Source organism: Streptomyces sp. NPDC050121, from assembly GCF_044460385.1.
Taxonomy (GTDB): Bacteria; Actinomycetota; Actinomycetes; order Streptomycetales; family Streptomycetaceae; genus Streptomyces; species Streptomyces soliscabiei.
This window is the reverse complement of record NZ_JBITJV010000007.1, coordinates 217,648-230,670: the sequence shown is the minus strand read 5'-3', so window position 1 is coordinate 230,670 and position 13,023 is coordinate 217,648. Positions and strand designations below refer to the sequence as shown.

At 70.3% G+C, this 13,023-nt stretch carries 11 protein-coding genes; 1 reads left to right on the top strand and 10 read right to left on the bottom strand.

Features of this window, described 5'->3' with window-relative positions:
- Window positions 1-234 precede the first annotated feature (234 nt).
- Window positions 235-1,227 (bottom strand): aldo/keto reductase, encoded by a 993-nt coding sequence (locus ACIBTS_RS13765; RefSeq protein WP_399319159.1) that lies wholly within the window; start codon window positions 1,225-1,227, stop codon window positions 235-237.
- A 120-nt stretch (window positions 1,228-1,347) separates the two neighbouring features.
- On the opposite strand from ACIBTS_RS13765, the gene ACIBTS_RS13760 reads away from it, so the two are divergent.
- Window positions 1,348-1,989 (top strand): TetR family transcriptional regulator, encoded by a 642-nt coding sequence (locus tag ACIBTS_RS13760; RefSeq protein WP_266392552.1) that lies wholly within the window; start codon window positions 1,348-1,350, stop codon window positions 1,987-1,989.
- Between the two features lie 111 nt (window positions 1,990-2,100).
- Here the strand turns inward: ACIBTS_RS13760 and ACIBTS_RS13755 are convergent, their stop codons facing one another.
- The 9 genes from ACIBTS_RS13755 to ACIBTS_RS13715 are packed head-to-tail and all read right to left on the bottom strand — an operon-like array spanning window position 2,101 to window position 12,926.
- Complete coding sequence (locus tag ACIBTS_RS13755) at window positions 2,101-3,567, bottom strand: CoA transferase (RefSeq protein WP_266392555.1); 1,467 nt, start codon at window positions 3,565-3,567, stop codon at window positions 2,101-2,103.
- Window positions 3,564-5,015, bottom strand: a complete 1,452-nt coding sequence (locus ACIBTS_RS13750; protein WP_399319157.1) for an aldehyde dehydrogenase family protein — start codon at window positions 5,013-5,015, stop codon at window positions 3,564-3,566. Before ACIBTS_RS13750 ends, ACIBTS_RS13755 begins: the two co-directional genes overlap by 4 nt.
- A gap of 34 nt (window positions 5,016-5,049) precedes the next feature.
- Window positions 5,050-6,585, bottom strand: a complete 1,536-nt coding sequence (locus tag ACIBTS_RS13745; protein ID WP_398684129.1) for an aldehyde dehydrogenase — start codon at window positions 6,583-6,585, stop codon at window positions 5,050-5,052.
- A gap of 36 nt (window positions 6,586-6,621) precedes the next feature.
- On the bottom strand, window positions 6,622-7,866 hold the full coding sequence (locus tag ACIBTS_RS13740) for an NAD(P)/FAD-dependent oxidoreductase (protein WP_398684128.1): 1,245 nt from the start codon (window positions 7,864-7,866) through the stop codon (window positions 6,622-6,624).
- Window positions 7,867-7,884: 18 nt separating this feature from the next.
- Window positions 7,885-8,208, bottom strand: a complete 324-nt coding sequence (locus ACIBTS_RS13735) for a 2Fe-2S iron-sulfur cluster-binding protein (RefSeq protein ID WP_266392565.1) — start codon at window positions 8,206-8,208, stop codon at window positions 7,885-7,887.
- 47 nt (window positions 8,209-8,255) lie between these two features.
- Window positions 8,256-10,565, bottom strand: coding sequence for a CoA transferase (locus ACIBTS_RS13730; protein WP_398684127.1), 2,310 nt, complete (start codon window positions 10,563-10,565; stop codon window positions 8,256-8,258).
- Window positions 10,565-11,371, bottom strand: a complete 807-nt coding sequence (locus ACIBTS_RS13725; RefSeq protein WP_398684126.1) for an enoyl-CoA hydratase/isomerase family protein — start codon at window positions 11,369-11,371, stop codon at window positions 10,565-10,567. The genes ACIBTS_RS13730 and ACIBTS_RS13725 overlap by 1 nt, the downstream gene beginning before the upstream one ends.
- Window positions 11,368-11,781, bottom strand: a complete 414-nt coding sequence (locus ACIBTS_RS13720) for a Zn-ribbon domain-containing OB-fold protein (protein WP_398684125.1) — start codon at window positions 11,779-11,781, stop codon at window positions 11,368-11,370. Before ACIBTS_RS13720 ends, ACIBTS_RS13725 begins: the two co-directional genes overlap by 4 nt.
- Window positions 11,782-11,789: 8 nt before the next feature.
- Entirely contained in the window at window positions 11,790-12,926 is a 1,137-nt protein-coding gene (locus ACIBTS_RS13715) for a thiolase family protein (RefSeq protein ID WP_399319153.1), read from the bottom strand.
- Between the last annotated feature and the right edge of the window lie 97 nt (window positions 12,927-13,023).

The following is a 13,023-nucleotide window of genomic DNA, read 5'->3' as shown; positions in this document are numbered from 1 at the left end:
AAGCCTCCGGCGATCACGGTGCGCGGCGAGAAGCGTGGCAGGCCGGGCGGTCGACGCCGGTGGCCAAGTCGGCCAGGTCCTCGCCGATGAACTTGGCGGACCAACCGCCTCCATGAGGTGACCGAGCCGGCCGGGGCGGCCCACCTCGGCAGCCAGTGCGGCGGCCCGGAAGTCGCTGGTCGCGTATCCGACAGGGCGGGTACTGGGCCAGCGACAAGTCCGAATGCTGGAGCGTCAGTCGGTCGACATGGCGGCCAGCATGGCGGCCGGATAGCGGCTGCCCGCGGAACCCTGGGGCAGGATCGTCGTGATGTGCTCGAGGTCTGCGTCGGTGAGTTCGACATCGACGGCGCCAGCGTTCTCCTCCAGGCGCGTGGCGTTGCGGGTGCCGGGAATCGGAACCACGTCGTCACCCTGGGCGAGCAGCCAGGCCAGTGCGAGCTGGGCGGTGGTGATGCCCTTGGCGGCGGCGAGCTTCTTGAGCTGCTCGGTGGCGCGCAGGTTGTACGTGTAGTTCTCGCCCTGCCAGCGCTCGTCCCAGCTGCGCATGTCGTCCGCCGGGTACTCGGCGGCGGGCTTGACCACGCCGGTCAGGAAGCCGCGGCCCAGCGGGGAGTAGGGCACCAGGCCGATACCCAGCTCGCGCAGGACCGGCAGGGTCTTCTCCTCCACCTCACGTTCGAAGATCGAGTACTCGAACTGCAGAGCCGTGACCGGGGTGACGGCGTGGGCGCGGCGGATGTACTGCGGGCCGACGTTGCTCAGGCCGAAGTACTTCACCTTCCCCTCGGCGATCAGTTCGCCGACGACACCCGCGACCTCCTCGACCGGCACCTCGGGGTCGGAGACGTGCTGGTAGAAGAGGTCGATGTAGTCGGTCTGCAGGTAGCGCAGGCTGTTCTCGGCGACCTTGCGGATGTTCTCCGGGCGGCTGTCGAACCCGGCACCGATCTGCTGCGCGGTCATGTCGTAACCGAACTTGGTGGCCAGGACCACCTCGTCACGGAAGTCCTTCACAGCCTTGCCGAGCAGGATCTCATTGCTGCCCGTGCCGACGCCGTACAGCTCGGCGGTGTCGAAGAAGTCGATCCCGAGTTCGTGCGCACGACGGATGGTGGCGATGCTCTCCTCCTCGTTCGAGGAGCCGTAGGCGAGGGTCATCCCCATGGTGCCGAGTCCGAGCGCGGAAACGCGAAGGCCTTGGGAGCCCAGGTTGCGGTGGTGCATGAGTTTTCTCCATACGTAGCTGTCAGCCGGGCCATCGTCAAACCAGACTGTTTGGTTTGAGTGTAAGCGCCAGTCGCCTGCAATGCCAAACCAAACAGTTCGGCCGCTTATCCTGGTCGTATGCCTCGTCCCACCACCGACCCGACCACCGAGCCCGCTGCCCCGGAAGGCGCCGACTCAACCCGTGAACGAATCGTCACCGCCGCCACGGACGAGTTCGCCCGTCACGGAATCGCCGGCGCCCGGGTGGACCGCATCGCCAAGCAGGCCAGGACCAGCAAAGAACGCGTCTACGCGTACTTCCGCGGCAAGGAGGCGCTCTACGGCCACATCGCAGCCAAGGAACTGACCGAGCTCGCGGAGGCCACCAAAATGGATCCGGGCGACCTGCCCGGCTACGCGGGCCGTCTCTTCGACCACTTCACGGCCCGCCCCGATCACCACCGCCTGATCACCTGGGGACGCCTCGAACTGGCCGACTCGGCCGTCGTCGACACCGGCGCCGATCCCACAAGGGCGGCCATCGCCCGCAAGCTCGACCAGCTCCGGCAGGCACAGCAGGCCGGACAGCTCGACCCCGCATGGGACCCGGTCGATGTCCTCGCCCTGGTCAACCAGATCGCCACGACGTGGGCGGCTCAGACCGAGATCGGCGCCGCCGCCGAACAGGCCGCGGACCCGTCCGTCGCCGCTCGCCGTGCCGCAGTGGTGGCCGCGGTCGAACGTCTCTTCCCACGCGTGAAGCGGTCACAACCCGGCTGACCGTTTCGGGGATCGGCTACTCGACGCTGTGCACTCACCGCCACGACGCCCGGGGACGGCAGTGCCCTGACCGCGGCACTTGTTCTACGGCCGGGGCCAGTCCGGTCGCCGTCAGCCCGAGGCGGACCACATCGGGGCAGAGGAGCCTGCCGCCTCGAAGGGCCGTTCCCAGAAGAGCGGGGTCTCCTCGATCGCGACGGGGAACTGGAGCCGCTTCACCGGGCGGCCGTCACCGCTGACGAAGACGCGGTCCTCGTACGGTCCGTCGAGTGGCAGGCGGATCTCCGGTTCCTCGGCGACGTGGCCCGCACTGATCAGCGTCGCGGCGGTTCGGGCGAGCGAGAGACGGGAGACAGAGCCTTCGCCTGTCGTCACTCGGTGCGTCAGCCCCCGGATCGCGGCTGCGGCGATCTGGTATCCGGTCGCGAAATCGAGTGCCTCGACGGGCAGGTGCCGGGGCCGGTCGGCGCCGACGAGCCTGCCGAGCGCGTTGATCGGTGTCCTGTTCTCCGGGTCGGCGAGGGCCCAGGCCGTCGTCGCCTCGGCGAGGCCGCTGCTGAACTGGACGAGGGTGTCGAAGCCTCTGCGGTCCTTCCAGGGCCCCGTCCAGCCGTAGGCGTTGAGCGCCACTTCCACCAGGCCGGGTCGTACGGCGGCCCGGACCTCCGGGGCGACGAGGCTGTCCAGGCCCCCGGGGCGGTATCCGTGGACGAGCACGTCCGCATCGGACAGCAGCTTAAGGAACCGGTCTCGGCCGTCCTCGGTCCGCAGATCGAGAAACGCCCACCGCTTGCCCAGCATGATGTCGCTGCCCCGCCCGAAGACGCTGCTCTCGTCGGAGCCGGGTCGGTCGAGGCGCAGCACCTCGGCACCGCAGGCCGCCAGGAACCGAGTCGCCATCGGTCCGGAGATGACCCGGGTGAGGTCGAGTACGCGGATGCCGGCCAGCGGACGTCCCGGTGTCGGCTGCCAGGCGTCGCCGCCCGCTTCACCGGTCTCGATGTGCACGATGGGTTCCGTGGCCACGGCCCGGCCCTGAGGGTGTCGTCGCCATTCCTCGACCGAGCGACTGACCGCGACGGCCGCGCCCGCGTCCACCAGGAGCCGCTCGGCGTCCTCCGCGGGATGCCTGCGGATCTCGGACTCGAACTCGCCCCGGTCCTCCCTCGTTCCGAGTGCGCGCGCGATGCGGGAACGCAGCGTCGGGAACGTCGCCTGCATGCGAAGCCATCGGTCGTCGGCCGTCTGGAACTCGCACATCCAGGTGTGCGAGACGGGCTGCCGCGCCGAGGGGTCGAGGGGCTGAGAAGGGCCGACCGGCAGATCGAACCATCCGCTGGCAAGAATCCGGTCCACCCGTACCCGCGGTCCCTCGCCGCCGACCGTGGCGAGGAGGTCGCTGAGGGCCAGCCCTGCTGCGGCGAACGACGCCGCGGCCAGGTCGGTCACCGCGAACGGCGACCGCAATGCCCCGTGTCCTTCGAACCGCACTCGGTCCAGTGCTTCCTTCTCCCCTCCCAGGGAGTCCCAGATCTCGGAGAGGAAACCCCGCGCGGCGGGGTGAGCGGAGTCGGTCATGGCGCCGTCCTTCCTGTGGGCGCCGGTGCGGGGAGCTGCAGTGCCTTCGGCTGGAGGAACTCCTCCAGCCCGTGGACGCCCAGTTCACGGCCGTTGCCGGACTGCTTGTACCCGCCGAAGGGCGCGAGCAGGTTCAACCGTGCGCCGTTGATGTGGACCATGCCGGTGTCCAGGCGGCGGGCGAAGGCGACGGCGCGTTCCTCGCTGGCCGAGAACACCGCGCCGGACAGGCCGTACAGGGAGTTGTTCGCGATCCGCAGGGCGTCCTCCTCGTCCGCGTACGGCATGAGGACGATGACCGGGCCGAAGATCTCTTCCTGGGCGATGGTCATGTCCTCGGTGACATCGGCGAAGACGGTGGGGCGTACGTAGTAGCCGATGGGCAGGCCGGCCGGGGGCTCGACACCGCCGGTCACCAGCCGGGCACCCTGGCCGACGGCGTCGACGATGTACGCGCGCACCCGGTCGCGCTGGGCCGCCGAGGCGACCGGGCCGACCTGGGTCCGCTCGTCGGCGGGCTCGCCCACCACCGTGCTCTCGGCCGCCTCCCTGGCCAGTTCCACCGCACGCTCGTAGGCATCGCGGTGCACGAGCATCCGGGTCCACGCCGTACAGGTCTGGCCCGAGTTGCTCAGGACGTTGGCCACCCCGTCGCGGACCGCGGAGTCCAGGTCGGCGTCGGGGAGGATGATGTTGGCGGACTTGCCGCCGAGTTCGAGTGCGACCTTCTTGACGGTGGCCGCCGCGAGTTCGCCGATGCGCTTTCCGGCTCGGGTCGATCCGGTGAAGGAAACCATGTCGACGTCCGGATGGACGACCAGCGCCTCACCGGCGACGGACCCGATGCCCGGCACGAGGTTGAAGACGCCGGCGGGGAGTTCGATGGCGTCGACGATCTCGGCGAGAAGGTAGGCGTTGAGCGGGGTCACCTCGGACGGCTTCAGCACGACGGTGCATCCCGCGGCCAGGGCGGCCGCCACCTTGGCGACGACCTGGTGCAGCGGGTAGTTCCACGGGGTGATGGCGGCGACCACGCCGACCGGCTCCTTGACGACGAGCGAGGTGGCGATGCACTCCTCGAACTCGTACGTCTCCAGCAGCCGGGCGTACGACTCGGCGACCGCGATCGGCAGCCCTGCCTGAACCCTCGCCGAGAGCTGCCGCGGCGCGCCCATCTCCGCGGTGACGGTCGCGGCGATCTCGTCGGCGCGCTCCACCAGGCCCTGGTGGAGCCGGTCCAGGAAGGCCTTGCGTTCGGCGGGGGTGGTGCGGGACCAGGCGGTCAGCGCCGCGCGGGCGGCGGCGACGGCCGCGTCGACATCCTTCGCGGAGGCGGCGGGCACGGTGGCGATGACCTGCTCGGTGGCCGGGTTGACCACCTCGGTCGTCTCATCGCCGGAGGCCTGACACCAGGCGCCGTCGATGTAGAAGTTCTTGTGTTCGAGCACGATGTCCGGAACTCCCTCTTCGTGGTGGCGCATGTCAGTGGCGGCCGAACATCTGCGGGTTGCCCTCGTCGATCCAGACGGACTTGGTCTCGGTGTAGTCGTCGAGCGCGTCGGGGCCCAGTTCGCGGCCGATGCCGCTCTGCTTGAACCCGCCGAACGGCACGGCGTAGTGGACGACGCGGTAGGCGTTGACCCAGACCGTGCCGGCGCGCAGTCGCTTGACCATGCGGTGGGCGCGGCCGATGTCCCGCGTCCACACGGCAGCGGCGAGACCGAAGTCGATGTCGTTGGCGAGCCGGGCCGCGTCGTCCTCGCCGCTGAACCGCACGACACTGGCCACGGGCCCGAAGATCTCCTCCTGGGCGAGCCGTGAGGAGTTGTCGACGCCTGCGAAGACGGTGGGCCGGACGAAGAGGCCGCGGGCCAGCTCCGTGGTGGAGGTGTCCCGGACACCGCCCGCGGCCAGGCGCGCCCCTTCGGACTGTCCGATGTCGATGTAGTCGAGGACCTTGTCGAACTGGTTGCGGCAGGCGAGCGGGCCCACGTCGGTCGCCGGGTCGAGCGGGTCGCCGAGGACCAGCTTGTCCGCGGCCGCCGACAGGGCGTCGACGAACTCGTCGTACACGCTGTCCTCGACCAGGACCCGGGAGCCTGCCATGCAGGTCTGACCCGTCGCCGCGAAGATGCCGCCCATGACTCCGTGCACGGCGTTGTCGAGATCGGCGTCGGCGAAGACGATGTTGGGTGACTTTCCGCCGAGTTCCAGGGTGACCCGCCCGATGCGGGGTGCGGCGGCGTTGAGCATGGCCTTGCCCGCCGCTGTGGAGCCGGTGAACGCGATCTTGTCGATGCCGGGGTGGCCCGTCAGCGCGGTACCGGTGGGCTGTCCGAAGCCGGTGACGACGTTGACGACGCCCTTGGGGAAGCCGGCCTGCTCGCAGAGTTCGGCCAGGCGCAGGGTGGAGGTGGGGGTCACCTCCGACGGCTTGATGACGAGCGTGCACCCGGCCGCGAGCGCGGGGAACAGCTTCCACGACAGCAGGGTCAGCGGTGAGTTCCACGGAGTGATCGCCGCGACGACGCCGACCGGTTCGGGCACGGTGTATGCGGTGAAGCCGGGGTGGGCGGGGAGGGTGGAGCCGTGGTGGTTCTCCGCGAGCCCCGCCACGTAGCGGGCGTGGGCCGCCATCGCCCGCGCTCCGGGCAGCATCTCGCTGATGAGCTTGCCGTTCTCGTGGATCTGGATGAAGGCCAGTTCCTCGGCGTGCTCCTCGATGAGGTCGGCGAGCTTGCGCAGCAGGCCGGCGCGCAGGGCTGCGGGGGTGCGGGACCAGCCGTCCTCGTCGAAGGCCCGCCGGGCCGCACGCACGGCCCGGTCGACGTCCTGCGCGGTGGCGGCGGGGACGCGGCCCCAGGAACGGTTCTCGTACGGGTCGAGGCAGGAGAAGGTCTCGCCGTCGGAGGCGGGGACCCACTCGCCGTCGATGAGCATCAGGTAGTCGCGGTCCGTCCCGGCCGGAAAGCGCTCCGAGCGCGAGGAGGCCGCCGGGGCCGCCGTGTGGTCCGTCATTTCTCGTTTTCCCATCTGAGTGGTTCTCTGCGTGGCTCAGAGCAGTTGCTTGAGGGGGACCGACAGGTCCTGGAGTGCTTCGGGGGCGACCCGGGCCCGTGCCGCGACCAGCTTTCTGGCGGCGGTGAAGTCCCGGGGGCTGTTGACCACGTCCGCGGCGCGGACCAGGCCGTCCTTGAGGTAGAAGGCCGCGAACGACCTCCCGGTCCCGGTGGTGCCACGGATGACGACCTCGTCGTAGCCGGTGGACAGCCCTGTGGTCTGGAGCTTGACGTCGTACTGGTCGGACCAGAACCACGGGATGGCGGTGTACGGCTGAAGGCTCCCGGTCGCGGTGGCCGCGGCAACCCGCGCTTGTTCGGAGGCGTTGGGCACCGACTCCAGGCGGCGGCGTCCGCCATGTTCGCCGCAGGGGTGGCTGGTGCAGTCGCCGATGGCGAGGACGGCGGGGTCCTCGGTACGGCAGTACTCGTCGACGACGATGCCGTTGTCGACGGCGAGCCCGGCCTGCTCGGCGAGCTCGGTGTTGGGGACCAGTCCGATGCCGACGAGGACGATGTCGGTGTCGATCCGCTCGCCGCTCTTGAGCTCCACGGCGGCCACCGAGCCGTCGGCGGCGAAGACGAAGCCGGTCACCGCGGTGTCGACGCGGATGTCCACGCCCTCCTCGGTGTGCACCCGCTGGTAGAACGCGGAGACCTGCGGCGCGGTCACCCGGGCCAGGACACGGGGCAGCGCCTCGAGGACCGTCACGTCCAGCCCGAGCTGCCGGGCGACCGCGGCCACCTCGAGCCCGACGTAGCCACCGCCGACGACGACCAGCCGGGCGCCCGGCACGAAGCGGTGCCGCATTGCGGCCACGTCAGCGAGGGTCCTGAGGTAGTGAACGTTGGGCGCGTCGTCCAGTCCCGGGGCAGGCAGTCTGCGCGCCCGACCGCCGGTGGCGAGCACCAGGTGTGCGTACGGCAGCCGCTCACCGTCCGCGAGGACCACGTGGCGCGCGGTCCGGTCGATCGCGGTCACCCGGGTGCCGGTGCGCAGGTCGATGCCCTGCTGCTCATACATGGCGGGCGGCCGGATGTGCAGGTCCTCGGCCGTGGCCTTGCCGGAAAGGTACGCCTTGGACAGCGGCGGGCGGGCGTAGGGGTAACCGGGTTCTTCGCCGACGAGGGTCACGGGGCCCTGGTGGCCGGCCATGCGCAGGGCGGCGACGAAGTCCGCGCCGGCCTGACCGCCGCCGACCACGACGATACGGTCGGTCACAGTGGGTTCGATGTGCATGGTGTGCTCCCGCCCGTCCTACTTCTGGGTCTTCGGGATGTGCACGACGATGCCGTCGAGCGAGGCGTCCAACGTGATCTGGCAGCACAGCCGGCTGGCGTCGGTGGGTTCCTCGGAGGTCGCCTCCAGCATCTCCTCCTCGTCCTCCGACCGCGCGGGCAGCGCCGCGAGCCACTGCTCGTCCACGAAGACGTGGCAGGTGGCGCAGGACAGCTCGCCACCGCACTCGGCGACGATTCCGGGTACCAGATTGGCGGTGGCGGCCTGCATGACAGAGGCTCCGTCGGCGGCGTCGGCCTCCTGCTTGGTCCCGTCCGGACGGACGAATACGACACGGGGCATGGCGGTCTCCTGATCAGGTTGCGCGGGTACGGGGTGCGGGAGAGGGGTCAGCGGAGGAACGACGGTCGGTCAGCGCCGCCGAGGAGCGCGTCGAGGGCGTCCTCGTCCAGGTGCTCGGCGTTGTCGCCGAGGGTGGGTGCGGGAGCGGGGTCGGGCGGCGTGTGGCCGTGCAGGATCATGGGGAATCCCTTCAGCCACTCGGGGACGCGCAGTGCGGCACGGCGCTCGCGGTAACGGGGGTCCCGGGCGCGGTCGGCGGCCGTGTTCACGGGTACGGCCGGGACACCGGCGCGGCGCAGTTTCGCCACGGCCCTGTCACGGGGGTGTCGGGCCGTCCACTCAGAGATGGTCGCGTCGACGGTGTCCTGATGATTCAGCCACCAGTCCTCCGGCTCGTGGCCGGGCAGTGCGGTGATCACCTCGGCCAGCGCCCGGCGGTGCCCGGCGCTGGTACAGGCGATCGCCAGCCAGCTGTCGGGCTCCGCGGTGGGGTAGGTGTCGTGCGGGGCCGCGCCGGTGCGGTGGTTGCCGTCCGGTGCAGGCATGCGCCCAGTCCAGACGTACTCGCCGAGCTGATCGGCCAGGGTCCAGGCGACGGCCTCCCGCTGCGAGACGTCCAGGTGGATGCCGCGCCGGCCGCTGGTGACGGCGTCCGCGACCAGCGCGGCACCGACGAACGACACCACCTGGTCCGGATAGTTGACGTCGCCGCCCGACCACATGGGCCGCTCACCCGGGTAACCCGTGACGGCGGCGAGGCCGGAGAGCAGGTCCAGGGTCGAACCGAAGGAGCCGTACGAGGCCTCCGGTCCGAAGACGCCCTGACTCGACAGGGACAGGTAGACCAGGTCGGGGTTGAGCCGGTGGGCGGTGGCGTAGTCGATGCCCATGCGGGCGGTGACGCCTACCCGGAAGTTCTCGACCAGGACATCCGCCCTGCGGATGAGTCGGTGGGCGATAGCCCGGCCATGGTCGGTCTTCAGGTCGAGGCTCAGACGGCGCTTGCCGACGTTGTTGGAGGCGAACATCGGGGAAGCCGGTGTCTGTGCCCCGTCCGCCTTGCCGGCGCTGCCCGGCATCACCCACGCCCGGAAGGGATCCGGGCGGCCCTGCGACTCGATCTTGATCACGGTCGCGCCGTAGTCGGCGAGCAGCCTGCTGGTGGCCGCCCCGGCGGTGATGGTGCCGAAGTCGAGGACGACCAGACCGTCCAGGGGCGCCGCGTCCCTGTGCTGCGCGGCCACGCTCACGCGCGGCGTGCGGGCCGCCGCCGGTCGTGGCCCGGCCGTGAAACGGCCACCGTCGTCGCCCAACCGGGGTGCCGCGACCGTGGATGACGGCGCTCCAGGCACGGTCCACGGAGGGCCGACCACGGGGGCGTCCCTGCGACGCATACCGGGCGGAAGGACGAAGCCCCGGGTGCGGAGCTGTTCGTCGGCCATCAGGCTCTCAGCGTCGGCGGCATGGCCGAAGGGCAGTCCGAGGCGCTGCGCCTCGGTGTACAGCTCCACGGCCTCACGGCCTGCCGCCGCCTCCGCGATCACGGCCCACCACTCGTCCGAACGCCGGGCACGCTGCTCGGCGTCGTCGAGGCCGGGCGCATTCAGGCGCGGGTCGCCGAACAACTCGACGACAGCGGGCCACTGGTGTGCGGAGAAGATCACTCCGACCCAGCCGTCCTTGGCCCGCACCACACGCCAGCCACCCTGCGAGGAGCCCGCACGCTTCGGGACACCACCGCCGAGGTCGTGAAGGACGTCGCTCTTCCAGTCCATATACGCGGCGACGTCGCTCAGGGCGACCTCGACGAGGTCACCGCAACCCGTGCGGTCGCGATGGCGCAGGGCGAGCATGGCGCCGTACAGGCCGACGAAGGCGGCCGAGTGCGCACTCTGTTCGCCGCCCAGGCTCAGCGGGCGCCGGTCCGGCTCACCGACCATGGTGGCCAGTCCGCCGTACGCCTCCGCCAGGAGGCTGTCGCCGACGCTCTCGGCGTACGCTCCGGTCAGTCCGAACGCGGTGAGCGAGACCGTGACCAGTCGGGGGAACCGATGCCGGAGCTGGTCGAGGTCCAGGCCTTCGGCGGCGGCCGCGGCCGGCGTTAGATCGGTGATCAGGACGTCGGCCGTGGCCAGTGGGCTCGTCTCGTCGGCAGCCAGTTGCTCGGGGCGGAGGACGGTGCTGCGCTTGCCTGCGCCCAGGGCCGCGAACGTGAACTCCCTGGCCCTCAGCGGCGTGCCGGTGGGCGGCTCACACAGCAGCACGTCGTGACCGAGGGCGGCGAACAGGCGTCCGCACGCCGCTCCCGCGACCGACTCGGTGACCTCGACCACCCGGAAGGTGCGCTGCCCGGACATCAGCCCTGCCCCGGGTTGCGCGCGCCCGACCGGAAGCGGTCGAGGCCCTCGGCCAGAGCGGTGCTGCGGGCGCGGAGTTCATCGGCGATCTCATGGCCGTAGGCGATGGCCTCGGTCCACTCGGAGATCTCGCCGGGGATCTTCCACAGTGCCTTCTTCGACCATTCCAGCGCGGTGGCGTCGAAGGAGGCGACGCGTTCGGCGAGGGCGGTGGTCGCGGCGTCGAGTTCCTCCAGGGGAACAGCGCGGTTGACCAGCCCCCACTCGGCCGCCGTGGTGCCGTCGATGCGCTCGGCGGTGAGCACCAGCCACGCCGCGTGCTTGGGCTTGAGCCGCAGTTGGGCGGCCGGGCCCGCGAGGGTCGGGTAAAGGCCGAAGCCGATCTCTGGCATGCCTATCTGGGCCTCGTCGGCCGCTACGGCCAGGTCGGCAACGTTGATCAGGGTGGAACCGCCGCCGAGGGCAGTGCCGTTGACGGCGGCGATGACGACGGCGGGGTGATTGCGGATCTCCTCCTGCACGGCCGCCCACTCGCTGCGCCGGTCGAGTTCCGCGTCCCCGGTGCTGACGTCGCCCTCCTTGAGGTCGACACCGGCGCAGAAGGCGGAGCCGTTGCCGGTCATGACGATCACCTTGGAGCGGCCCCGGCACTCGTCGAGGGCGCGCACGATCCCGACCCGGGCCGCACGGTTCATGGCGTTGCGCTTGCGGGGGCGGTTGAAAGTGATACGGGAGATCCCGTTGTCCAAGTGCTCGACGAGAACGACCTGTTCCGTCTCCGCCGGGGAGGTCGTGATGGTGCTCATCCTGACACCACCTTGAACTTCGGGATGGCCCGGTCATCGGAGATCTGCTCGAAGACGACCTCCAGCGGCATGCCGCACTCCAGGTGCTCCGGCGGATCCACAAGGGTGGTCATCAGGTACGGCCCCTCCTCCAGCTGGACGAAGGCCACCAGGTAGGGGACCTCGTCGGCGAAGGCGGGGAAGTACTTCTGGTGCATGACGATCCAGGACCACAACGTGGCCCTGCCGCTGGCGGCTCGCCATGCGAAGTCCGCGTCGAGGGTCACTGGGTCTACCGGTGACTCGGGGAAGCGGGGGATGCCGGAGTTGCCGTACTGGAGGCGGAGTTCACCGGCGAGGGTGCCCTCCCAGAAGTCACGGTTGGCGTCCGTGACCGGCGGTAGCATCTCGATGAGTTTCTGGTTGTCCATGTGCTTGCTCACTCCCCGACCAGGACGTGCGAAGTGGTGATGGGCGAGGCGCAGATGTACTGGGCGACGTTGCAGTCCGTCACCTGGCGAGGTCCGGCCTCGCCTCGGATCTGGCGCACGGCCTCCACGTGGTGCCCCCAGCCCTGCATGTAGCTCTCGCCGGTGTGCCCGCCGGCGGTGTTCACCGGCATCTCGCCGTCGCGCGCGATGCGGTCGCCGGTCGCCCACTTCCAGGCCTCGCCGCGCGGCGCGTGGTCGAAGCCCTCCAGGCTGAACAGGACGGTGGGGGTGAAGTTGTCGTAGATCTGCAGGCAGTCCATGTCCTGCGGGCCATAGCCCGAGCCCGCGTACACCCGCTGGGCCACGTCCTGGGAGGCGGAGTAGAAGAAGTCCGTGCTCGTGTAGTAGTTGCTGACGCTGGCCCGCGCGGCGGTGGCCGCCACCCGAACCGGCCGTTTGGCCAGGTCGCGGGCCTTCTCCAGGGTGGTGAGGATCAGCGCGACACCGCCGTCGTTGATGATGCAGTAGTCGTACAGACGCAGCGGGTCGGCGATGTAGCGGGCGCCGAGGTACTGCTCCTCGGTGATCTCCTCGCGCATCACGGCCACCGGGTTGAGGGCTGCGTTGCGGCGGTTGTTGATCGCGATCGAGGCAAGGGCGCCGTCGGGCACGCCGTACTCGTGCGCGTAGCGGCGGTACATCATGCCGACGTACGCGCCCGGGGAGGTCATGCCGTACATCGCGTCGTAGCGGGTGGTGGGGCTGTCGGTGTAGGCGCCGCCGTAGGTCATCTTCACCGAACGGCCGTTGTTGCCGTACACACAGGCCACGACGTCGGCCTGGCCGGTCTCGATCAGCGAGACGGCGTGCTGGACTGCGACGCCGCTCATGCGGCCGGATCCCTCGAGGGCGTTGATGACACGGGGATTGGGGATGCCGAGCACATGGGCGCCGTGCTCGTAGTGGATTCTGGCGGTGAGGAGACCGTCGACCTCGTCCTTGCGCAGGCCGGCGTCGTCGAGCGCGAGGCGCAGGGCCTGCGCGCCGAGGGCGTAGGCGTCGCGGTGCGCGTCCTTGTTGGCGTAGAGGGCGCCGAAGTCGGTCTGGCCGACGCCGACGATCGCAACTTGCCTTCGTTCAGGCATGGTTCAGTCCTGGGTCGTGGTCATTGGGGGAATGACGGATGAACGCGATGGGCCGCTGCGCGGCCGCCGATCGCGGAAGGGTGAAGGGGTGAAGCCG